The 24,678-nt window shown below is 40.8% G+C and carries 20 protein-coding genes; 18 read left to right on the plus strand and 2 right to left on the minus strand.

Annotated features, from left to right (window positions below):
* Positions 1–9: 9 nt before the first annotated feature.
* Entirely contained in the window at positions 10–705 is a 696-nt protein-coding gene (locus HMPREF9180_RS09375; protein ID WP_006146305.1) for an ABC transporter ATP-binding protein, read from the minus strand.
* A 3-nt stretch (positions 706–708) separates the two neighbouring features.
* A complete protein-coding gene (locus HMPREF9180_RS09380; RefSeq protein ID WP_006146306.1) occupies positions 709–1,074 on the minus strand; it encodes a GntR family transcriptional regulator in 366 nt (121 codons plus the stop codon).
* 142 nt (positions 1,075–1,216) lie between these two features.
* On the opposite strand from HMPREF9180_RS09380, the gene nrdR reads away from it, so the two are divergent.
* The 18 genes from nrdR to HMPREF9180_RS09470 all read left to right on the plus strand — a co-directional run bounded on the left by nrdR (position 1,217) and on the right by HMPREF9180_RS09470 (position 24,673).
* Positions 1,217–1,690, plus strand: coding sequence for a transcriptional regulator NrdR (gene nrdR / locus HMPREF9180_RS09385; RefSeq protein WP_025168780.1), 474 nt, complete (start codon positions 1,217–1,219; stop codon positions 1,688–1,690).
* Positions 1,691–2,860: a replication initiation and membrane attachment family protein gene (locus HMPREF9180_RS09390; RefSeq protein WP_006146308.1), complete on the plus strand. Its 1,170-nt coding sequence runs from the start codon at positions 1,691–1,693 to the stop codon at positions 2,858–2,860. It abuts the gene before it with no gap.
* Positions 2,861–3,757 (plus strand): primosomal protein DnaI, encoded by an 897-nt coding sequence (gene dnaI, locus HMPREF9180_RS09395; protein ID WP_006146309.1) that lies wholly within the window; start codon positions 2,861–2,863, stop codon positions 3,755–3,757.
* Positions 3,754–4,467 (plus strand): NADPH-dependent oxidoreductase, encoded by a 714-nt coding sequence (locus HMPREF9180_RS09400; RefSeq protein ID WP_006146310.1) that lies wholly within the window; start codon positions 3,754–3,756, stop codon positions 4,465–4,467. The genes dnaI and HMPREF9180_RS09400 overlap by 4 nt, the downstream gene beginning before the upstream one ends.
* 13 nt (positions 4,468–4,480) lie before the next feature.
* The gene (der, locus tag HMPREF9180_RS09405; protein ID WP_006146311.1) at positions 4,481–5,791 is read left to right on the plus strand and encodes a ribosome biogenesis GTPase Der; all 1,311 of its coding nucleotides are present in this window, start codon (positions 4,481–4,483) and stop codon (positions 5,789–5,791) included.
* 194 nt (positions 5,792–5,985) lie between these two features.
* On the plus strand, positions 5,986–6,810 hold the full coding sequence (locus HMPREF9180_RS09410; protein ID WP_006146312.1) for a TPM domain-containing protein: 825 nt from the start codon (positions 5,986–5,988) through the stop codon (positions 6,808–6,810).
* A gap of 39 nt (positions 6,811–6,849) precedes the next feature.
* A complete protein-coding gene (locus HMPREF9180_RS09415; protein WP_006146313.1) occupies positions 6,850–7,443 on the plus strand; it encodes a LemA family protein in 594 nt (197 codons plus the stop codon).
* Between the two features lie 177 nt (positions 7,444–7,620).
* Positions 7,621–10,134, plus strand: a complete 2,514-nt coding sequence (gene secA / locus HMPREF9180_RS09420) for a preprotein translocase subunit SecA (protein WP_006146314.1) — start codon at positions 7,621–7,623, stop codon at positions 10,132–10,134.
* Between the two features lie 80 nt (positions 10,135–10,214).
* On the plus strand, positions 10,215–11,246 hold the full coding sequence (locus HMPREF9180_RS09425) for a 3-deoxy-7-phosphoheptulonate synthase (protein WP_025168781.1): 1,032 nt from the start codon (positions 10,215–10,217) through the stop codon (positions 11,244–11,246).
* Between the two features lies 1 nt (position 11,247).
* On the plus strand, positions 11,248–12,279 hold the full coding sequence (locus tag HMPREF9180_RS09430) for a 3-deoxy-7-phosphoheptulonate synthase (RefSeq protein WP_006146316.1): 1,032 nt from the start codon (positions 11,248–11,250) through the stop codon (positions 12,277–12,279).
* A gap of 45 nt (positions 12,280–12,324) precedes the next feature.
* Complete coding sequence (acpS, locus tag HMPREF9180_RS09435) at positions 12,325–12,687, plus strand: holo-ACP synthase (protein WP_025168782.1); 363 nt, start codon at positions 12,325–12,327, stop codon at positions 12,685–12,687.
* On the plus strand, positions 12,677–13,780 hold the full coding sequence (alr, locus tag HMPREF9180_RS09440; protein WP_006146318.1) for an alanine racemase: 1,104 nt from the start codon (positions 12,677–12,679) through the stop codon (positions 13,778–13,780). The genes acpS and alr overlap by 11 nt, the downstream gene beginning before the upstream one ends.
* A gap of 21 nt (positions 13,781–13,801) precedes the next feature.
* Positions 13,802–15,817 carry an ATP-dependent DNA helicase RecG gene (gene recG / locus HMPREF9180_RS09445; protein WP_006146319.1) on the plus strand — a complete coding sequence of 672 codons (2,016 nt, stop codon included), beginning with the start codon at positions 13,802–13,804 and terminating at the stop codon, positions 15,815–15,817.
* A 319-nt stretch (positions 15,818–16,136) separates the two neighbouring features.
* Positions 16,137–17,120, plus strand: coding sequence for an acetylxylan esterase (locus tag HMPREF9180_RS09450; protein ID WP_025168783.1), 984 nt, complete (start codon positions 16,137–16,139; stop codon positions 17,118–17,120).
* Between the two features lie 348 nt (positions 17,121–17,468).
* Positions 17,469–21,170, plus strand: a complete 3,702-nt coding sequence (locus HMPREF9180_RS09455; protein WP_025168784.1) for an SIALI-17 repeat-containing surface protein — start codon at positions 17,469–17,471, stop codon at positions 21,168–21,170.
* 269 nt (positions 21,171–21,439) lie between these two features.
* Positions 21,440–22,138 carry an N-acetylmannosamine-6-phosphate 2-epimerase gene (locus HMPREF9180_RS09460; protein ID WP_006146322.1) on the plus strand — a complete coding sequence of 233 codons (699 nt, stop codon included), beginning with the start codon at positions 21,440–21,442 and terminating at the stop codon, positions 22,136–22,138.
* Between the two features lie 116 nt (positions 22,139–22,254).
* A complete protein-coding gene (locus HMPREF9180_RS09465) occupies positions 22,255–23,571 on the plus strand; it encodes an ABC transporter substrate-binding protein (protein WP_006146323.1) in 1,317 nt (438 codons plus the stop codon).
* A gap of 235 nt (positions 23,572–23,806) precedes the next feature.
* Positions 23,807–24,673 (plus strand): carbohydrate ABC transporter permease, encoded by an 867-nt coding sequence (locus HMPREF9180_RS09470; RefSeq protein WP_040287846.1) that lies wholly within the window; start codon positions 23,807–23,809, stop codon positions 24,671–24,673.
* Positions 24,674–24,678: the final 5 nt, after the last annotated feature.

Consider the following 24,678-nt stretch of genomic DNA (forward strand, 5'->3'; position numbering starts at 1 on the left):
CTCCTTTGCTTAAGCTTTAAACTCATGTCGGAAGAGTTGGTCGATGGACTCTCCTGTCTCAGAACGGATATCATCTACATTTCCTTGACGAACGACTTTTCCATCTTTGAGGAAGATAATTTCATCCAAGATGGGTTCAATATCAGAAATCAAGTGCGTTGAAATAATGACAGTTGAAGTCTGAGAGTAGTTGTTAATAATGGTATTCAAGATATAGTCACGAGCAGCAGGGTCTACTCCACCGATAGGCTCATCAAGTATATATAGTCGTGCTTCTCGACTCATGACAAGGATGAGTTGCACCTTTTCCTTAGTCCCTTTGGAAAGCTTTTTAAAGCGGCTATTTTCATCAATACCGAGATCACGAAGAAGGTGGAGGGCACGTTCTAGATTGAAATCTTTATAAAAGGTCTTGAAATAGGTTAGGGCTTCCTTGACCTTCATTTGTTCATTGAGATAAGTTGTATCTGGAAGGTAAGAAACAATGGCTTTTGTGGCTGGACTCGGAGTCATATCGTCGATGAGAATATGACCTTGTTCTGGTTGAAGAAGACCGTTGATGAGTTTAATCAGGGTTGTTTTTCCGGAACCGTTTGGTCCGAGGAGACCAACGATCTTTCCAGCTGGGATTTCAAGGGAAACATTTTGAAGAGCAGGGCTTGCTCCATAGAATTTTGAAACATTTTCAAACGTTAACAAGGTCATAGTTTAAACTCCTTCAATATAATCTCTCAAAACAATAGGTAGTTCTTCTTTTTCATAGCCAAATTCTACCATGACTGTGACAAACTGTTGCAGTTGTTCTACGGATAGTTGTTTACGGGATTGGCGGATTAAGTCCAAATCTTCTGTGACAAAACGTCCTGCGGTCCGCTTGGTGTAGACGAAGCCTTCTCTTTCCAGATTTGAAAGGGCACGTTGAATAGTGTTTGGATTGACGCCAGCCTCGCTAGCCAGTTCTCTGACAGTTGGCAGTTGTTGATTAGGCTCGAGTTTATGTGAAACAATTTGTAATTTAATTTTTTCCATAATCTGCATATAAAGGGGTTTGTTGTTATCAAATGTCCAGGACATCACGGTCTCCTTTCAACAATTTCTTTTTGTGTCACTTAAATAATACAACTAAACAAAAAACTTGTCAAGCCAAAAGGAGAATTATTTTGGGAATTGCTCAAAAAATGGTATAATGGAAAGAAAACGACAAGGAGGGGAAGGCATGCGTTGTCCAAAATGTGGAGCTACAAAATCTAGTGTAATTGATAGCCGTCAAGCCGAAGAAGGAAATACGATTAGAAGAAGACGTGAGTGCGAAGAATGCCAACATCGTTTTACGACCTATGAACGTGTAGAAGAAAGAACCTTGGTTGTCGTTAAGAAAGATGGCACACGGGAGCAGTTTTCAAGAGATAAAATCTTTAATGGGATTATTCGTTCGGCCCAAAAACGTCCGGTATCCAGTGATGAGATTGGTATGGTCGTTAGTCGTATCGAACAAAAACTCCTCAGTCGTAATGATAATGAAATTCAAAGTGAGGATATCGGTTCTCTCGTTATGGAAGAATTGGCAGAACTAGATGAAATCACCTACGTTCGTTTTGCTAGTGTCTATCGTAGCTTTAAAGACGTGAGTGAACTCGAAAATCTTCTCAAACAAATTACGCAATCTTCAAAGAAGAAAAAGGAAAAATAAATGAAGCCTAATGATCGTTTTTCTTTTCTAAAGAATAATCGGGTGTCGCAAGATCCCATAACTCTGGTGCAGTGCTACCTCCCGATTATCGGTCAGGATGCGCTAAACCTTTACCTTTATACCTTAGCCTTTTGGGATAATGGACAAAAGGAGCACCTTTTTGCTGCTATTCTCAATCATCTCAATTTTGGGATGGACAGACTCTTAAAAGCTTTTAAAATCTTATCGGCTTTCAATTTGATTACCCTCTATCAAAAGGGTGACGTCTATGAACTTGCCATTCAACCAACGCTTTCTCAATCTGACTTCTTGCGTCATACGGTTTATCGTACCTTATTGGAGAAAAAAATTGGTGATTCAGCAGTATCTGATTTGTGCGGGGTGAAAGCAGATGGAGAAGCTTTAACTGTTCCTCTAAGTCAAGCCTTTCCAGAAATTGAAGACTTGGCTAGTCATGATGAAACACCAGTAAAAGCTAATTTTAAAAATGATTTTGATTTAGAACATTTTCGTCAGCTTATGGCAAGAGATGGCCTACGTTTCCAAGATGAGCAGTCAGATGTTTTAGAACTTTTTAAAATTGCTGACGAGAAAAAATGGACCTGGTTTGAGACCTATCAACTAGCCAAAGCGACAGCAGTTTCACAAGTCATTTCTGTCAAGCGCATGCGTGAAAAATTAGTACAAAAGTCTATTTCATCAGATTTTAATTCCCAAGAAGAGACAGTTATCAGAGAAGCTAAACGTAAAACTGCCCTGCAATTTTTAGCAGAAATCAAACAGACACGAAAGGCTGGCATCATCCAAGCTGAACGCGATTTGTTAAAACAGATGGCAGACCTAGGCTTGCTTGATGAAGTTATCAATGTCGTTATACTCTTGACCTTTAACAAGGTTGACTCGGCCAATCTCAATGAAAAATATGCCATGAAAGTGGCCAATGATTACTCTTATAACAAGATTAGATCTGCTGAAGAAGCTGTGCTCCGTATCAGAGAGAAGAATCAAAAAGGACAAGAACAAAAAACGGCAAAGACAACCAAAGAGAAAAGCAATGTCCCAAAATGGAGTAATCCAGAGTATAAAAATGAAACCAGCGAAGAAACTCGCTTGGAATTAGAACGTAAGAAAAAAGAAATGTTAGCCCGCTTAGGAAAAGGAGGAGACTAGATGGAAAGTGTAGGAGATGTGCTTAAAAGTCATCCCAGTCGTTTTCAATACCAGGACTTGGTCCAACAGATTGTAAAAGATCCGGATGTTGCGGCCTTTATCCAGAAGGAATCTCTCAGTCAAGAGGAATTGAATCGTAGTATCTCTAAGTTTAACCAGTACATCACTGAGCGCGATAAGTTCTTTCGCGGAGATACCGACTATGTTGCCCGTGGATACAAGCCAATTCTAGTTATGAATCATGGTTACGCAGATGTAGCTTATGAGGAAACTCCGGAACTGATTGCAGCTGAGAAAGAAGCGGCTATCAAGAATCGCCTCAGACTGATTAATCTTCCAGCTAGTCTTAAAAAAGCTAGTTTGGCCCAAGTTGACTTAGATGATGAAGGGCGTTTGCCAGTTTTTGAAAAGCTCTTTACCTTTGTTGAGCAATATCCAGAAGTCCGTAAAGGTCTTTATCTCTATGGAGACTTTGGTGTTGGGAAGAGTTTTATGGTAGCTGCCCTAGCCCATGATTTGTCAGAAAAACGTGGCGTTTCATCTACTCTTCTTCATTATCCGAGTTTTGTCATTGATGTCAAAAATGCTATCGGTGATGGGAATGTCAAGAATGTAGTCGATGAAATCAAGCAAGCTGAAGTCTTGATTTTTGATGATATTGGCGCGGAACAATCAACACCTTGGGTGCGTGATGAAGTCTTGCAAGTCATTCTCCAGTATCGTATGCAGGAAGATTTGCCGACCTTCTTTACCTCAAATTTCAATTTTGAAGATTTGGAAAAACATTTTGCTAAAGGTAGGAACGGAAACGATGAAACCTGGGAAGCTAGACGTGTGATGGAGCGTATCCGCTATTTAGCAGAAGAGACACGACTAGAAGGAGAAAATCGCCGATGAGTGAAACGATTCAATTAATGAAATCTCATACCTCGGTTCGCAGATTTAATGAAGAAGCGATTCCTCAAGAAGATTTAAATACCATTTTGTCTGCAGGACAAATGGCTTCTTCTTGGAAAAATTTCCAATCCTATTCTGTGATTGTAGTCAGAAGTCAAGAAAAGAAAGATGCTCTTTATGAGCTAGTTCCTCAGGAAGCGATTCGTCAGTCTGCTGCCTTTCTCCTCTTTGTAGGTGATTTAAACCGTGCAGAAAAAGGAGCTCGTCTCCATACGGATACTTTCCAACCTCAAGGAGTGGAAGGACTTCTTATCACCTCTGTGGACGCAGCATTAGCTGGGCAAAACACCTTGCTTGCGGCAGAAAGCCTTGGCTATGGTGGAGTGATTATCGGTTTGGTGCGTTACAAATCTGTTGAATTAGCAGAATTGTTCAAGCTTCCTGACTACACCTATCCAGTTTTTGGGATTGCGCTCGGTGTTCCAAACCAACAACATGATGTCAAACCAAGATTACCACTCGAAAATGTTGTGTTTGAGGAAGAATACCAAGAACAAACAACTGAGGCTATTGAAGCCTATGACCGTGTGCAGACTGAATACGCAGGAGCGCGTGCGACTACGACTTGGAGTCAACGTCTTGCAGAGCAATTCGGTCAGCCTGAACCAAGCTCAACTAGAGAAAATCTTGAACAAAAGAACTTATTGTAGAAAGTGAGAAAACATGGCCTTACCAACTGTTGCCATCGTAGGACGTCCCAATGTTGGGAAATCAACCCTGTTTAACCGTATTGCAGGGGAACGCATCTCAATCGTAGAAGATGTCGAAGGAGTAACACGAGACCGTATCTATGCTACTGGTGAATGGCTCAACCGTTCTTTCAGTATGATTGATACTGGAGGGATTGATGATGTTGATGCTCCGTTTATGGAACAAATCAAGCACCAGGCAGAGATTGCCATGGAAGAAGCTGATGTTATTGTCTTTGTGGTTTCTGGGAAAGAAGGAATCACGGATGCAGACGAATACGTGGCTCGTAAACTCTATAAAACTCATAAACCTGTCATCCTTGCGGTCAACAAAGTGGACAACCCAGAGATGCGTAATGAAATTTATGATTTTTATGCACTAGGTTTGGGTGAACCCCTGCCAATTTCATCTGTGCACGGGATTGGTACAGGTGATGTGTTAGACGCCATCGTCGAGAATCTCCCACAGGAATTCGAAGAAGAAAATCCAGATGTCATTAAATTTAGTTTGATTGGTCGCCCAAATGTCGGAAAATCGAGCTTGATCAATGCCATTTTGGGAGAAGACCGCGTCATTGCCAGTCCTGTAGCTGGTACAACTCGTGATGCCATTGATACGCATTTTACAGATGCTGACGGCCAAGAATTTACTATGATTGATACTGCTGGTATGCGTAAATCTGGTAAAGTCTATGAAAATACTGAGAAATACTCTGTTATGCGTGCCATGCGTGCTATTGACCGTTCAGATGTAGTCTTGATGGTCCTCAATGCCGAAGAAGGGATTCGTGAGTATGACAAACGTATCGCCGGATTTGCTCACGAAGCCGGTAAAGGAATGATCATCGTAGTTAACAAGTGGGATACTCTTGAGAAAGATAACCACACTATGAAAAACTGGGAAGACGACATCCGTGAGCAGTTTCAGTATCTGCCTTACGCACCGATTATCTTTGTATCAGCTTTGACCAAGCAGCGTCTTCACAAGTTGCCTGAGATGATTAAGCAAATCAGCGAGAGTCAAAATACCCGTATTCCATCAGCTGTCTTGAATGACGTGATTATGGATGCTATTGCTATCAACCCTACGCCGACAGACAAAGGGAAACGCCTCAAGATTTTCTATGCGACTCAAGTGGCAACCAAACCACCAACCTTTGTCATCTTTGTCAACGAAGAAGAACTGATGCACTTCTCTTACTTGCGTTTCTTGGAAAATCAAATCCGCAAGGCCTTTGTCTTTGAAGGGACCCCAATCCATCTCATTGCAAGAAAGCGAAAATAGAATGATAAACGAATAAGAAGGATATCAAGCCTTCTTTTTTGTAAATAGCATTAAGAGAATAGAGCTAACATTGTCATCAAATGAACATGGTTTTCTGAACTCTTGTCATAATTTTGTAATGAAAATGTACTTTCTTTGTAAAATTCAAAATGCTATAATGCTCTAAACAATTTTCCTTGTACAAGGAGGTTATGATGAAAAAAGATAGATTGTTAAAGAATCGTTTCTGGGTGCATCTACTTGGCCTGCTGATGGCATTTTTCTTCCTATCAGCATTCACAGCACCTGAAAAACCAGACTATGGTATCTATGATCCAAATCATTATTTGACAGAGGAAACCATTACTCAAATTCGTGATTTGAATGAAGCCAATAGTAAAAAAGCAGAAAAGCTTCAAATAGGTGTCTATATCGTAGACAGTTTGGAAGGTGAAAGCATCGAAACAGTGGCTAATGAAACAGCCAGAGCTTGGAAGATAGGCTATTCAGGAGATAATTTTGGGAGCCTCATTGTAGTAGCCGTTCAAGATCGCAAATCACGGATTGAAACCAGTAACAATACAGCTGTTAGGATAACAGACTATCAAACCAAGCAGTTATTGGCAGCTAGTCGTACGGATTTTAAAAATGGGGATTATAGTAAAGGAATTTTAGCGATTACCAAAGGATTGGATAACCAGTTTTATAAAGGAACTGGAACTCTTCCGTCTGATGAATCCTCTAAAATCAAACGTTATTCTGAAAACATCAATGGTATATATACTAATCGAGATAGAAGTAGCTCATCGAATCGCCATCAGAAAAAAGATCCCATAAAAGATTTCTTTAGCTTCGCGGTGGTGATCTATTTCATTGGAGTTATAATTGCCATTATTAGAGGTGGAGGCTCATCTGGGGGTGGCTGGTGGTTCAGTGACTCATCCGATTCAGATTCGTCTTGGTCCGATTCAGGCTCAGATTCTTCTAGTGACTGGGACGGCGGTGGCTTTGATGGTGGTGGTTCATCTGATGATTGGTAATGTTCGTATGAAATTTAAAGAAATAAGTAGGTTTAAGAAATGAAAAATAAAGGAATTATTTATGTATTAAGCATTTTACTGGCTATTATTTTATTAGGTGGTTGCTCTGTAGTAGGTACTTATAACGGTCTTGTATCAGAGCAAACCAAGGTTGAACAAGCACAAGCAGATGTGGCGACAGCCCTTCAACGCCGTTCAGACTTGATTGGAAATCTGGTAGAGTCTGTAAAAGGGCAGATGAACCATGAGACAGAAGTCTTTACCCAGATTGCAGCGGCGCGAGCAAAAATTGGAAATGGCTCAGTGACCTCAAAGGAAAATCAAGAGGCCCAAGGAGAGTTGAGTTCAGCTATTTCACGCCTGCTTGTGTTGACGGAGAACTATCCTGAGCTTAAGAGCAATCAAAATGTGGAACAACTCATGACGGAGTTAGCTGGAAGCGAAAATCGTATTTTTGTAGCTCGAAAAGATTATAACAAAGTGGCTACTGCATACAATCAAAAACTAAGAAGCTTCCCAACTGTTCTCTTTGCCAATATGATGAACTTTAAAGAGGCAGAAACCTTCAAAGAAAGCGAAGAAGCCAAGATAGCTCCAAAGGTAGACTTTAGTCATTCTACAACAAAAGAATAGGCTCGACATTTCTAAAAGAAAATCGATAACCAAAATAGTTTGATTAGTGATAAAAAAGAGGCTTTTAATGAGCCTCTTTTAGCTTGTATAAACACGGATTCTTTCTTGAAAAAACTTGGCAAATATGCTACAATAAAAAGAACATTCTAAAAACCAGGATTTAAAGTAAGGAAAAAAATGGCAAATTTACTAAAAACAATTATCGAAAATGATAAAGGGGAACTTCGTCGCTTAGAAAAGATGGCTGATAAAGTCCTCAAATACGAAGATGAAATGGCTGCCTTGTCAGATGAACAATTGCAAGCAAAGACCGAGGAGTTCAAACAACGTTATCAAAATGGAGAATCTCTTGACTCTTTGCTATACGAGGCATTCGCTGTTGTTCGTGAAGGTGCTAAGCGTGTCCTAGGCCTCTTCCCATACAAGGTTCAGGTTATGGGTGGGATTGTTCTCCACCACGGTGACGTTCCAGAGATGCGTACGGGTGAAGGAAAAACCTTGACAGCAACGATGCCGGTTTATCTAAATGCTCTTTCAGGTAAGGGTGTCCACGTAGTTACTGTCAACGAATACCTTACAGAACGTGACGCGACTGAGATGGGAGAATTGTACTCATGGCTTGGCTTATCAGTTGGGATCAACTTAGCTGCCAAATCTCCGATGGAGAAAAAAGAAGCTTATGAGTGTGATATTACGTACTCAACTAACTCAGAAATTGGTTTTGACTATCTGCGTGATAACATGGTTGTTCGTGCGGAGAACATGGTTCAACGCCCGCTCAATTATGCTTTGGTCGATGAGGTCGACTCTATCCTGATTGATGAAGCCCGTACACCATTGATCGTTTCAGGAGCTAATGCAGTTGAAACGAGCCAACTCTATAATATGGCGGATAACTTTGTGAAGTCCTTAGATAAGGATGACTACATCATCGATATTCAGTCTAAGACAATTGGTTTATCTGATTCAGGTATTGATAAGGCTGAGGAATACTTCAAGTTAGAGAACCTTTACGATATCGACAACGTGGCTCTTACTCACTATATCGACAACGCTCTTCGTGCCAACTACATCATGATTCTTGATATCGACTATGTGGTTAGCGAAGAACAGGAAATCTTGATTGTTGACCAATTTACAGGTCGTACTATGGAAGGTCGCCGTTATTCTGATGGTTTGCACCAAGCAATTGAAGCTAAAGAAGGTGTGCCAATCCAAGACGAAACCAAAACCTCAGCTTCTATTACCTACCAAAACCTCTTCCGTATGTATAAAAAATTGGCAGGTATGACGGGTACTGGTAAAACAGAAGAAGAAGAATTCCGCGAAATCTACAACATCCGTGTTATTCCAATTCCTACTAACCGTCCAATCAAACGTATCGACCACTCAGACCTTCTCTATGCTAGTCTCGATGCAAAATTCAAGGCTGTCGTTGAAGATGTTAAAGCACGTTACCAAAAAGGTCAACCAGTCTTGGTAGGTACTGTTGCCGTTGAAACCAGTGCTCTACTTTCTAAGAAATTGGTTGAGGCAGGTGTGCCACATGAAGTATTGAATGCCAAAAACCACTATAGAGAAGCGCAAATCATCATGAATGCGGGTCAACGTGGTGCGATTACTATCGCAACCAATATGGCCGGTCGTGGTACCGATATTAAGCTGGGTGAAGGTGTTCGTGAATTGGGTGGACTTTGTGTCATCGGTACAGAACGTCATGAGAGTCGTCGTATTGACAACCAGCTTCGTGGACGTTCAGGTCGTCAAGGTGACCCAGGAGAATCACAATTCTACTTGTCACTCGAAGATGAATTGATGAAACGTTTCGGTTCAGAACGCTTGAAGGGTGTCTTTGAACGTCTGAATATGTCTGATGAAGCGATTGAATCTCGTATGTTGACACGCCAAGTTGAAGCAGCTCAAAAACGTGTTGAAGGAAACAACTACGATACTCGTAAACAAGTCCTTCAATATGACGATGTCATGCGTGAACAACGTGAGATTATTTACGCACAACGTTATGATGTTATCACTGCAGATCGTGACTTGGCACCAGAAATTCATGCGATGATTCGTCGTACTATTGGTCGAATTGTGGATGGACATGTTCGTTCTAAACAGGATGAAAAACTCGAAGCAATCTTGAACTTTGCGAAGTACAACTTGCTTCCAGAAGATTCAATTTCACTTTCAGACTTAGAAGGCTTGTCAGACCAAGCTATTAAAGATGAACTGTACCAACGTGCATTGAAAGTCTACGATAGCCAAGTTGCTAAACTACGTGATGAAGAATCCGTAAAAGAATTCCAAAAAGTCTTGATTCTACGTGTTGTAGATAATAAGTGGACAGACCATATTGATGCCCTTGATCAGTTGCGTAATGCGGTTGGGCTTCGTGGTTATGCTCAAAACAACCCAGTTGTTGAGTATCAATCAGAAGGTTTCCGTATGTTTAATGATATGATTGGTTCCATTGAATTCGATGTGACTCGCTTGATGATGAAAGCACAAATCCATGAACAAGAGCGTCCACAAACGGAACACCATATCAGTACGACAGCAACTAGAAATATTGCTTCGCAACAAAAAAATCTTCCAGCCGATTTGGACCTAAGTCAAGTGAAACGCAATGACTTGTGCCCATGTGGTTCTGGTAAGAAATTTAAAAATTGTCACGGTAAACAACGTTAAGAATGATAATTTTCAGGCGGATGCCTAGTGAAAAGTGAATTTTCGCTTGGCGTCCGTTTGCCTTTACAAGGAGTTGAATGATGGTATTTACAGCAAAAAGCCCTAAAATTAATATTGATGAAGTTCGTAGTTTGTCTAAATTAGAAGGACAGGCCCTTACCAACAAGCTACAACGTGATCAAGAACTTGAAGCGATTATTCGTGGGGAAGATCAACGTATTTTGTTGGTAATTGGTCCTTGTTCATCTGATAATGAAGAGGCAGTTCTAGAGTATGCTAAGCGTTTAGCTAAACTGCAAGAAGAAGTCAAAGACCGCGTCTTTATAGTGATGCGTGTTTATACAGCCAAGCCTCGTACAAATGGTGATGGTTATAAGGGTTTGATTCACCAACCAAATGCCAAAGAAGCACCTAGTCTTATCAATGGTATCAAGGCAGTTCGTCATTTGCATTATCGCGTCATTTCTGAAACAGGAATGACAACAGCAGATGAAATGTTGTACCCAGAGAATCTTCCTTTGGTAGATGATTTGATTTCTTATATGGCAGTTGGAGCTCGTTCAGTTGAAGATCAACAACACCGTTTTGTAGCGAGTGGAGCAGATTTCCCAACAGGATTTAAAAATCCAACATCAGGAAATCTTAATGTGATGTTCAATGGTATTTATGCTGCTCAAAACAAGCAAAGTTTCCTTTTCTTGGGAAAAGAAGTCGAAACGACTGGAAATCCTCTTTCCCATGCCATTCTTCGTGGTGCCCTCAATGAATACGGGAAAAACATTCCTAACTATTACTACGATAATTTGATGGATACCATTGCCCAATATGAAAAGATGGGCCTTGAAAATCCTTTTATCATCATTGATACCAACCACGATAACTCAGGGAAACAGTACATGGAACAAATTCGTATCGTTCGCCAAACTTTGATTAACCGTGACTGGAATGAGAAGATTAAAAAATATGTTCGTGGTTTCATGATTGAGTCTTATCTAGAAGACGGTCGTCAAAATGAGCCAGAGGTCTTTGGAAAATCTATCACCGATCCGTGCTTAGGTTGGGAACATACAGAAGCTCTTGTTCGCGAAATCTACCAAAGACTAGGAGAATAGTATGGCATTTATCGAGAAAGGTCAAGAAATCGATATTGAAGCGATTAAGGCAGAAACACAACTATCTGCAGCGGCCCTGCAACATAAGGAAAGTCGTGATCAGGAACTAGCAGATATCCTTTCAGGAAAGGATGACCGCATCTTGTTGGTCATTGGTCCTTGTTCGTCTGATAATGAGGAAGCAGTGCTTGAGTATGCACGTCGTTTAGCAGACTTGCAGAAAAAAGTTGCGGATAAGATTTTCATGGTCATGCGTGTGTATACAGCAAAGCCACGCACCAATGGAGATGGCTACAAGGGTTTGGTTCATCAGCCAGATACTTCAAAAGCTCCAAGTTTGATCAATGGATTGCAGGCTGTTCGTCAGCTTCATTATCGAGTGATTACAAAAACAGGATTGACCACAGCGGATGAAATGCTTTATCCCTCCAATTTAGTCTTAGTTGATGATTTGGTGAGCTATCATGCGGTGGGTGCACGTTCAGTAGAAGATCAAGAACACCGTTTTGTAGCTTCAGGAATTGATGCACCAGTGGGGATGAAGAACCCAACATCTGGAAATCTGTCTGTTATGTTTAATGCTATCTATGCTGCACAAAACAAACAAACCTTTCTCTTTCATGGGCAAGAAGTTGAAACTTCAGGAAATCCCTTGGCTCACGTTATCTTGCGTGGAGCAATGAATGAATATGGGAAGAATGAACCTAACTTCTACTATGAAACTATCTTGGATGCCATTAGCCGTTACGAGTCTATGGGCCTTGAAAATCCTTTTATCATGATTGATACCAATCATGATAATTCAGGAAAGCAATATATGGAGCAAATTCGAATTGTTCGCCAAACACTTCTAAACCGTGATTGGAATGAAAAGATCAAGAAAACAGTTCGAGGCTTCATGATTGAATCCTACTTGGCAGATGGTCGCCAAAATCAACCAGAACTCTTTGGTTGTTCCATTACAGACCCATGTCTAGGATGGGAAAATACAGTAGCTTTAGTAGAAGAAATCTATTCTACCTTAACAAAATAAGTGAAAAGGATGGAGTTGGGGGTATCTCAACTCCTTTTGATAAAAATGATAGTTGGACACGGAATTGATATTGAAGCATTAGCTTCTATACAAAATGCAGTTGAAAAAAGAGAAGGCTTTGCACAGCGTGTCTTGACAGACAAGGAAATGGAGCGTTTTGCCAGTCTCAAAGGTCGTAGACAGATAGAGTATTTGGCTGGTCGTTGGTCAGCTAAAGAAGCTTTTTCAAAGGCTATGGGGACGGGAATTGGGAAGCTCGGATTTCAGGATTTGGAAGTTTTGAACAATGAGAGAGGAGCTCCCTACTTCAGCAAATCTCCGTTTTCAGGAAAAGTTTGGCTGTCTATCAGCCATACAGATCAGTTTGTGACAGCGAGTGTTATTTTGGAGGAAAATCATGAAAACTAGTCCACATAGACCAACCAAAGCCTTCATTGACTTAGGTGCTATTCGCTACAATATTCAACAAATGGGAGCGCATATCCCACAAGGAACTCTTAAATGGGCGGTTGTGAAGGCTAATGCATACGGACACGGAGCCGTGGCAGTTGCGACAGCAATTCAGAATGATGTAGATGGCTTTTGCGTTTCCAATATCGATGAAGCGCTAGAACTACGTCAGGCGGGTATTGATCAGAGAATTCTGATTTTAGGAGTGACAGAAGTTGCGTCTATTGATTTGGCAAAAAAATATAACATCACCCTAGCAGTTGCGGGGCTTGAATGGATTCAGCAATTGTTGGCTGAAGAGCCTGATCTTTCAGGTTTGAATGTCCATTTGAAGATTGATTCAGGAATGGGGAGAATTGGCTTTAGAGAAAGTCGCGATGCTGAGCAAGCCCAAGCTTTACTGAAAGAGCATGGTGCTTCTGTTGAGGGGATTTTTACCCATTTTGCAACAGCAGATGAAGAATCTGATATCTATTTTTACAAGCAATTAAACCGTTTTAAAGAAATTCTTTCAGAATTAAAAGACCGACCAGATCTTGTCCATGCTAGTAACTCTGCAACGACTTTATGGCATACCGATACGATTTTCAACGCTGTTCGGATGGGAGATGCCATGTATGGTCTCAATCCAAGTGGACAAGTTCTCACTTTGCCCTATGAATTGAAACCAGCCTTGTCCTTGGAGTCTGCTCTTGTCCATGTTAAGAAAGTTCCTACTGGTGCTTGTATGGGTTATGGGGCAACCTATCAGGCTGATTCCGAGCAGGTCATTGCGACAGTGCCAATCGGCTATGCTGATGGTTGGACACGAGATATGCAGAATTTCTCAGTCTTAGTAGATGGACAAGCTTGTCCGATTGTCGGTCGAGTTTCCATGGATCAGATTACCATTCGCTTGCCGAAAGTTTATCCTATAGGAACCAAGGTAACCTTGATTGGTTCAAATGGTGATCAAGAAATTACTGCAACAGATGTAGCAGTTTACCGAGGAACGATCAATTATGAAGTGGTTTGCCTCCTTAGTGATCGGATTCCTAGAGAATACCATTAAAAATAAGGAAAGGAGAGTAGCATGAATCTACATCAACCCCTTCATGTCTTGCCAGGTGTAGGACCGAAGTCAGCAGAGAAATATGCCAAGTTAGGGATTGAAAATCTGCAGGATCTCTTGCTCTACTTCCCTTTCCGTTATGAAGATTTTAAGACCAAGCAGGTGCTAGAGCTAGAAGACGGTGAAAAGGCTGTTTTATCTGGTCAGGTAGTGACACCAGCCAGTGTTCAATATTATGGTTTTAAGCGCAATCGCCTACGTTTTAGTCTCAAACAGGGAGAAGTTGTGTTTGCGGTGAACTTCTTTAACCAACCCTACCTAGCTGACAAGATTGAACTGGGTGCCACTCTAGCCGTCTTTGGCAAGTGGGATCGTGCTAAGGCTAGTCTCACAGGAATGAAGGTTTTAGCCCAAGTCGAGGACGATCTTCAACCGGTCTATCGTCTGGCGCAAGGAGTTAGTCAAACAGGACTTGTTAAGGTTATTAAAACTGCTTTTGATCAGGGACTGGATCTCTTGATAGAGGAAAATCTCCCTCAGTCCTTGCTAGACAAATACAAACTTATGCCCCGTAGTCAGGCTGTGCGTGCCATGCATTTCCCCAAGGATTTGGCAGAATACAAACAGGCTCTTCGCCGAATCAAGTTTGAGGAACTCTTCTATTTTCAAATGCAATTACAGACCCTCAAGTCTGAAAACAAGGTTCAAGGAAGTGGTCTGGTCTTGAATTGGTCGCAAGAAAAATTAACGGCAGTAAAAGAAAAGTTACCTTTTGATTTGACCCAAGCCCAAGAAAATAGCCTGCATGAAATCCTGACAGATATGAAGTCAGACCATCACATGAATCGGCTCTTACAAGGGGATGTCGGTAGTGGGAAGACAGTGGTTGCAGGTCTAGCGATGTACGCAGCCGTAACGGCAGGGTATCAGGCTGCCCTCATGGTTCCAACAGAGATCCTAGCTGAGCAACATTTTGAAAGTCTAGAGAGTCTTTTTCCTGATTTGAAATTAGCTCTCCTAACAGGTTCGCTAAAAGCTGCTGAAAAACGTACGGTTTTGGAAACTATTGCCAAGGGTGATGTTGATGTAATCATCGGTACCCATGCCCTCATACAGGATGGGGTGGACTATGCTAAACTCGGTTTGATTATCATCGACGAGCAACACCGATTTGGGGTAGGACAAAGGCGTATTTTACGGGAAAAAGGTGAAAATCCAGATGTCCTCATGATGACGGCGACACCGATACCCCGAACCTTAGCTATCACAGCCTTTGGAGATATGGATGTTTCTGTTATTGACCAGATGCCTACTGGACGAAAACCAATCGTAACGCGTTGGGTCAAGCATGAACAGTTGCCTCAGGTCTTGACTTGGTTGGAGGGTGAGATTCAAAAAGGTTCCCAAGCCTATGTAATCTCTCCTTTGATTGAAGAATCTGAAGCCTTGGATTTGAAAAATGCTATTGCACTGTCAGAAGAGTTGACGGCTCATTTTGCAGGGAAAGCAAAAGTTGCCCTCTTACACGGAAAGATGAAGAGTGATGAGAAAGACCAGATTATGCAGGAATTCAAAGAGAGAAAGACAGATATCTTGGTTTCTACAACGGTTATCGAGGTCGGGGTCAATGTTCCAAATGCAACAGTCATGATTATCATGGATGCTGATCGCTTTGGACTTAGTCAACTTCATCAACTTAGAGGTCGTGTCGGTCGTGGGGATAAGCAGTCCTACGCAGTTCTAGTGGCCAATCCAAAAACTGATTCTGGGAAAGACCGCATGCGTATCATGACAGAAACGACCAACGGTTTTGTCCTTGCGGAGGAAGATTTGAAAATGCGAGGCTCTGGAGAAATCTTTGGGACCAAACAGTCGGGTCTACCAGAGTTTCATGTAGCTGATATCATCGAAGACTTCCCAATCCTTGAGGAAGCTAGAAAGGTAGCAAGCTATATCAGTTCTCTCCCAAATTGGAGAGAGGACCCAGAGTGGCACATGATTGCCTTACATCTAGAGAAGAAAGAATATCTGGATTAAGCTTTTTCTAAGATATTGTTAAGTTTGCTTTTAGGGTGAGTATCTATACTAGAGTCATCAAAAAGAAACGAGGACTCTCTTATGTCAATGACCATCAAAGTAAACTATCAGAAAACATTTCAAAAGGAAACTCAACCTTCTCCTAAATATTAAGAAAAAGAGCGAAATCGCTCTTTTTTTATTTTTTTAAAACTACTTTCAAAGGGATTCTTGCTAGGGGTAGACCTTAAATCCACTTTCAATTTCTTTTTCTTTCTTGCATTGCTTTCCTAGATATGCTACAGTTATGGTAACGGTTACAAAATTAAAGGAGGGTTTTATGAGAAATCCAGCATTAATCGAAGAAATGAAAACATATAGAGGAAGGGATGAAATTCCTCAAGATTTTGATGCTTTTTGGGATGGTGAGATTGACAAGGTTTCGGTCTTGCCAGACTACCAACTAGAGGAACGTGATTTTCATATTCCTAATGTGAAATGCTATGAGCTTACTTTTAAAGGTACGCGTGATGGCCTCGTTTATGCGCGTGTGATTTTACCAAAATCAGAACAGAAAGTACCGGTCATTTTCCACTTCCATGGCTATATGGGACGTTGCTGGGATTGGACAGATATGCTGGCCTTTACCGTCGCTGGTTATGGTGTCGTATCGATGGATGTCAGAGGTCAGTCTGGTTACTCACAAGATGGTTTGCGGTCTCCACTAGGAAATACAGTAAAAGGCCATATCATTCGCGGTGCTGTTGAAGGGAAAGAACAACTCTTCTATAAGGATGTTTATCTTGATATTTATCAATTAGTTGAAATTGTCGCTAGTCTGCCTCAAGTAGATGAAGAGCAGCTGGCTAGTTATGGCGCTTCACAAGGCGGAGCGCTGGCTTTAGTAGTTGCGGGTCTCAACCCGCGTATCAAGCGGACAGTTGCTATCTATCCATTCTTGTCAGATTTTAGACGCGTACTAGAGATCGGCAATACTAGCGAAGCCTATGATGAACTATTTCGTTACTTTAAGTTCCATGATCCTTTCCATGAGACAGAAGATCAGATTATGGAGACACTTTCTTATATCGATGTGAAAAATCTTGCCCATCGCATCAAGGGAGAGGTGAGAATGATTACGGGACTCGATGATGATGTCTGCTATCCAATCACCCAGTTTGCTATTTACAATCGTTTGACTTGTGAAAAGAGCTATCGTCTCATGCCAGAATACGCCCATGAGGCCATGAATGTCCATGTTAATGACCAGGTCTATAACTGGCTATGTGGCAGTGAGATTCCCTTTACCTATGTTAGCCAGTAAAAATTTATAAGAAGAGTCCTGTCAAAACAGGGCTCTTTTTGTAGCTTAGTTCAGAAAGTAGTTTCAGATTGTTTGAAGGATAGAAATATCTTTGAAAGTAAATTCTATTATGGATATGTGTGGCTATAACTTGGGATATTTGTTATATAATAATTGTAACATCAAAGTGAAAGGAGTAAAGTGGTTGCTTACTTTAAAGAGAAAATAAATCAGAGCAACAGAATTCAGATGAAAAAGAATGGAGACTCCATTCAATAAGACAGTTTCTTTGCATGTTTTAAGCCCTAGGGGCTAAAAATTTTACGCAAAAAAGAAAGCGCTTTATTTATTGAAATGAAAGGATTTATAATGAAACAACATTATTTAAATCGGAAACAACGTTACGGTATTCGTAAATTTACAGTTGGTACAGCTTCAGTTGTGATTGGGACACTTGTGTTTGGCTTTTCACCAGTTTTGGCTCAAGAATCAACTACAACAAGTAGTATTACGACAGAGCAAAAGGATCCAGTTTCACCAAAATTACCTAAAGAAGCAGAAACAGGAAACGTGGCTAATCTAGATAAGGAACTTGCAAATAAGTTAGCTACAGCTACAGATAAGGGGACTGAAGTCAACCGTGAAGAGTTGCAAGCAAACCCAGGCTCTGAAAAACCAACAGTAACTGAAACACCTACGACAACACCTACAGTAACAGAAACGACTACGGCAACAGCAGCACCTACGGCAACAGCAGCACCTACGGCAACAGCAGCACCTACAGCAACAGCAGCGCCTACGGCAACAGCAGCACCTACAGAAACACCTGCAACAGGAAGCACTAGCACCGAAGAAACTGAAAGTGTCCCACGTGATTTTTACGCAAGAGAACTAGAAAATGTCAATACGGTTGTTGAAAAGGAAGATGTAGAAACCAATTCATCAAATGGTCAACGGGTAGATTTGAACGATGAACTGGATAAAGTGAAAAAGCTCCAGAATGCCACTATTCACGTGGAATTCAAACCAGATGAATCTGCACCACGTTTTTACAACCTCTTCTCAGTATCCAGCGATACCAAAGAAAATGAGTATTTCACCATGGCTGTTCTTGATAATACAGCCCTCATTGAAGGTCGTGATGCCAAAGGTGCACAATTCTATGACAAATATACAGATGCTCCTTTAAAAATTAAACCAGGCCAATGGAATTCTGTAACCTTCACAGTTGAAAGACCCAATGCAGCTCAGGCTAATGGGAAAGTCCGTCTCTATGTAAATGGAGTTTTATCTCGTACGAGTCCGAAATCTGGTCGCTTTATCCAAGATATGCCAGATGTTAACAATATGCAGATTGGAACAACAAAACGGGCAGGTAAAAATTTTTGGGGTTCAAATCTCAAGGTTCGTAATTTGACGATTTATGATCGTACGCTTTCTCCGGAAGAAGTACAAAAACGTAGTCAACTTTTTGAAAGAGCAGACTTAGAGAAGAAACTGCCTGAAGGAGCAGAAGTAACTAGTAAAGTAGATGTATTTGAAGGTGGTGTGGACCGTAAGCCTAATAAAGACGGTATTGCTAATTATCGTATCCCAGCTCTTTTAAAGACGGATAAAGGAACTTTAATCGCTGGAGCGGATGAGAGACGATTGCATCACTCCGACTGGGGAGATATTGGCATGGTCGTTCGTCGCAGTAATGATAACGGCAAAACATGGGGAGATAGAATTATCATTTCTAATCCTCGTGATAATGAACACGCTAAACATGCAGATTGGCCATCACCTGTCAATATCGACATGGCTTTAGTACAAGATCCAGTAACAAAGAGAATTTTCTCAATTTATGATATGTTCCTTGAAGGAAAGGCAGTATTCTCTTTACCTGGAAGTGCTCCGCAAGCTTACGAGCAAATTGGAGACAAGGTATATCAAGTCTTGTATAAACAAGGGGATGCAGGACGATATACAATTCGTGAAAATGGCGAAGTTTTTGACCCCGAAAATAGAAAGACAGAGTACCGTGTTGTAGTTGATCCTAAAAAACCAGCTTATAGTGATAAAGGGGATCTTTACAAGGGTGAAGAACTAATCGGTAATGTCTACTTTGAATACAGTGATAAGAATGTCTTTAGAGTTTCAAACACCAACTATCTATGGATGTCTTATAGTGATGATGATGGTAAAACTTGGTCTGCCCCAAGAGATATTACCTATGGTATTCGTAAGGATTGGATGCATTTCTTAGGAACAGGTCCTGGTACAGGTATCGCTTTGCATACAGGACCACATAAAGGTCGTCTTGTTATTCCAGCATACACAACCAATAACGTATCATACTTAAGTGGTTCTCAGTCTTCACGCGTCCTTTATTCAGATGACCATGGTCAAACTTGGCAAGCAGGTGAAGCGGTCAATGATAATCGTCCAGTTGGAAACCAAGTGATTCACTCTTCGACTATGAATAATTCAGGAGCTCAAAATACAGAGTCAACTGTTGTTCAGTTGAATAATGGAGATCTCAAATTATTCATGCGTGGTTTGACAGGTGATTTACAAGTTGCAACAAGTAAAGATGGTGGAGCAACTTGGGAAAAAGAAGTGAAACGCTATGCTGCAGTCAAAGATGTCTACGTTCAAATGTCTGCTATTCATACGGTACAAGATGGCAAGGAATATATCGTTCTCAGTAATGCAGGTGGACCAGGACGTTACAATGGCTTGGTACACTTGGCACGTGTGGAAGCTAATGGGGAACTAACTTGGCTCAAACACCAACCAATTCAAAGCGGGAAATTTGCCTATAACTCATTGCAAGATCTTGGAAATGGGGAGTTTGGTTTACTTTATGAACATGCCGATGGAAATCAAAATGATTACACCTTGTCATATAAGAAATTTAACTGGAATTTCTTAAGTAAAGATATGGTTACCCCAACTAAAGCAAAAGTGAAAAGTGCAGTAGATATGGGAAATAATATTATTGCACTAGAATTTGATTCTGAAGTTTTAGTCAACCAAGCCCCTGTTCTTAAGTTGGCGAATGGAAACTTAGCAAACTTCTTAACTCAGTCCGATTCAAAAACATTGCTATTCGCTATTAACAAAGAAGATATTGGTCAAGAAGTTACTGAATTAGTGAGTGGAGCAATTGAAAGTATCCACAATTTACCAGTAAGTCTTGAAGGTGCAGGAATTCCTGGTGGAATTAATGATAAAGAAGCAGCTGTAACGGAAATTCCAGAATATACTGAACCTATTGGTACAGTAGGCGAAGAAGCAGCACCGACGGTAGAACTTCCAGAATTCACAGGTGGCGTAAATGATGAAGCAGCTCCTGTAACGGAGATTCCAGAATATACTGAACCTATTGGTACAGTAGGCGAAGAACCAGTGCCAACAGTAGAACTTCCAGAATTCACAGGTGGCGTAAATGATGAAGCAGCTCCTGTAACGGAGATTTCAGAATATACTGAGCCTGTCGGTACAGTAGGCGAAGAAGCAGCACCGACGGTGGAAGTTCCAGAATTCGCAGGTGGCGTGAATGCGGTACAAGCACTAGTTAATGAACTCCCAGAATTCGAAGGTGGCGTGAATGCGGTACAAGCGCTAGTTCATGAACTTCCAGAATTCGCAGGTGGCGTGAATGCAGTACAAGCGCTAGTTCATGAACTTCCAGAATTCGTAGGAGGTGTCAATGCGGTACAAGCGTTAGTTCATGAACTTCCAGAATTCGTTGGAGGTGTCAATGCGGTACAAGCGTTAGTTCATGAACTTCCAGAATTTGTAGGAAGCGTTAATTCAGTAGCGTCTCTCAAGAATGAGGTTCCAGAGTTCGTGAGTGGAGTAAGTACAATAAAAGCCACTAAAAACGAATCGTTAGAATATAAGAGCGAGAAACGTCCAGTGGAAATTCTAGTAGTACAGCAAGATAAGACTTACCAAGCTCCTGCAGCCCAACAACTAACCCTTCCTGAAACAAGAAGTGAAGTTTCAACCTCTTTAGTATCTCTGGGAATAGTTGGTACACTTTTAGGATTATTTGGAATGGCCAAGAAGAGAGAAGATTAAAGCCATTTAAGAAAGAATAATAGGCTTAGAATGAAAGAGTCTGTGACGATTGTTTGTCACAGACTCTTTTCTTTCTAGAAAGCCAATAAAGTAATGATAATAGGAATCGAAGATGATTCAGGAAACAAGCAATCTCTGAAACTACTTTCAGAAGAATCTGTTTCATAAAATTGTTTTGAAACTTCAATCTATTATAACACAAGGTATTGAAAGCGCTTTAAAAAAGATATATAATAAACCCGTAAGAAAAAAGAAAAGGAGGAAAGTAGATGCCACAAATTACTAAAGAAGCTTTGATTGAGCAGATTAAAGATGGGATCATCGTTTCTTGTCAGGCCCTTCCTCACGAACCGCTGTATACAGAAGCGGGGGGTGTTATGCCCTTGCTAGCAAAAGCAGCTGAGCAAGGTGGAGCAGTGGGTATCCGAGCAAATAGTGTTCGAGATATTAAGGAAATTCAAGAGGTCACAAAACTTCCGATTATTGGAATTATCAAACGTGATTATCCACCACAAGAGCCATTCATCACTGCTACCATGAAAGAGGTCGATGAATTAGCAGCTCTGGACATTGAGGTTATTGCTCTTGATTGTACCAAGAGAGAACGCTATGATGGTTTGACTATTCAAGAATTTATCCGCCAAATCAAAGAAAAATATCCAAATCAACTCTTGATGGCTGACACAAGTACCTTTGAAGAAGGTCTAGCAGCAGTAGAAGCAGGAATTGACTTTGTTGGAACAACCTTATCGGGCTACACATCATACAGCCCGAAAGTGGATGGCCCAGACTTTGAATTGATTAAGAAACTTTGCGATGCAGGAGTAGACGTCATCGCTGAAGGGAAAATTCACACGCCAGAACAGGCTAAGCAAATCCTAGGTTACGGGGTGCGAGGCATCGTAGTTGGTGGAGCTATTACTAGACCAAAAGAGATTACGGAACGATTTGTTGCGGGTCTCAAATAAGACAATTAAAACACGAGGAGAGTGGTTCATTAACAAAACAAAATGTAAACGTATACAAAGTCGCCAATACTCATTATCCACTTCGGATACGCTTATCATCATTTAGGAGAATACTAATGAAATTTAAAAAACTAGCTTGTACAGTACTTGCGGGTGCTGCAGTTCTATCTCTTGCTGCTTGTGGCAAGTCAGACGCTAAAAAAGACGCTGCAAGTGATTCAGGAAAAACTGAAATTACTTGGTGGGCATTCCCAGTATTTACACAAGAAAAAACTGGCGATGGTGTAGGAACCTACGAAAAATCTATCATCGCAGCTTTTGAAAAAGCAAATCCAGATATCAAGGTTAAACTAGAAACAATCGACTTCAAATCTGGTCCTGAAAAAATCACAACAGCAATCGAAGCAGGAACAGCTCCAGATGTACTCTTTGACGCACCAGGACGTATCATTCAATACGGTAAAAATGGTAAATTAGCTGACTTGAACGACCTCTTTACAGCTGACTTTGTAAAAGATGTTAATAATGAAAATATCATCCAAGCAAGTAAAGCCGGCGACAAAGCTTACATGTATCCAATCAGTTCAGCACCATTCTACATGGCTATGAACAAGAAAATGTTGGAAGAAGCTGGTGTCGCAAACCTTGTTAAAGAAGGTTGGACAACAGATGACTTTGAAAAAGTTTTGAAAGCTCTTAAAGATAAAGGCTATACACCAGGTTCATTGTTCAGTTCAGGTCAAGGGGGAGACCAAGGAACACGTGCCTTCGTCGCTAACCTTTATGGCGGATCTGTAACTAATAAAGAAGTAAATAAATATACAACTGACGATCCTAAATTCGTTAAAGGTCTTGAAAAAGCATCAAGCTGGATTAAAGACGGTTTGTTGAACAATGGTTCACAATTTGACGGTGGGGCAGACATCCAAAACTTTGCAAATGGTCAAACTTCTTACACAATCCTTTGGGCACCAGCTCAAAACGGTATCCAAGCTAAGCTCTTGGAAGCAAGTAAAGTTGAAGTTGTTGAAGTACCATTCCCATCTGATTCTGGTAAACCAGCTCTTGAATATCTTGTAAACGGATTTGCAGTATTTAACAATAAAGACGAAAAGAAAGTCGCAGCAGCTAAGAAATTCATCCAATTCATTGCAGATGACAAAGAATGGGGTCCTAAAGACGTAGTTCGTACAGGAGCATTCCCAGTTCGTACTTCATTTGGTAAACTATATGATGACAAACGTATGGAAACAATTGGTAGCTGGACTCAATACTACTCACCATACTACAACACAATCGATGGATTTGCTGAAATGAGAACACTTTGGTTCCCAATGTTGCAATCAGTGTCTAATGGTGACGAACAACCTGCTGCAGCTTTGAAAACATTCACAGAAAAAGCTAACGAAACTATTAAAAAAGCAGCTAAATAATAAGCCCTAAATTAAAACTGAAATCCCCCCTTTTCCCTGTGCACATCTGTGTAAGAAAAGGGGGGCTTTAATTTTAAAATGTAAGGAACTGACAGGTCAAAATTAAAATGAAGTTCTTACATTGGCTAATCTTTAAAAGAATTTCATTCTGATTTTAGATTAATGTCAGATGACAGTCAAAAAACAAAAACTATTTGAAAGTGAGGTGCCAACTGTGAAAGTCAATAAAATTCGTATGAGGGAAACAATTATTTCTTACGCATTCCTAGCACCAGTATTAATCTTTTTTACCGTCTTCGTTTTAGCTCCAATGATTATGGGTTTCATCACAAGTTTCTTTAACTATTCGATGACTACCTTTGAGTTTGTGGGCTTGGACAACTATGTTCGTATGTTTAAAGATCCTGTCTTTACAAAATCTTTAATCAATACGGTAATCCTTGTTATCGGGTCTGTACCAGTCGTAGTACTCTTCTCACTCTTTGTAGCATCACAAACATATCAACAAAATGCTATTGCTAGATCTTTCTACCGTTTTGTCTTCTTCCTTCCTGTAGTAACAGGTAGTGTTGCCGTAACAGTAGTTTGGAAATGGATTTACGATCCACTATCAGGTATTTTGAACTTCGTGCTTAAGTCAAGCCATATCATCAGCCAAAACATTTCTTGGTTGGGAGATAAAAACTGGGCTTTGATGGCGATTATGATTATCCTTTTGACAACATCAGTTGGTCAACCAATCATTCTTTACATCGCTGCAATGGGTAATATTGATAACTCACTAGTGGAAGCAGCCCGTGTTGACGGAGCAACTGAATTCCAAGTATTCTGGAAGATTAAATGGCCAAGCCTTCTTCCAACAACTCTTTATATCGCAATCATCACAACCATCAACTCATTCCAATGTTTCGCCTTGATTCAATTGTTGACATCTGGTGGTCCAAACTACTCAACAAGTACACTAATGTACTATCTTTACGAAAAGGCCTTCCAATTGACTGAGTACGGTTATGCCAATACAATCGGTGTCTTCTTGGCAGTCATGATTGCCCTTGTCAGCTTTGCTCAATTCAAGATCCTTGGAAACGACGTAGAATACTAAAGAAA

Origin of the sequence: Streptococcus peroris ATCC 700780 (assembly GCF_000187585.1) — a bacterium.
Taxonomy (GTDB): Bacteria; Bacillota; Bacilli; order Lactobacillales; family Streptococcaceae; genus Streptococcus; species Streptococcus peroris.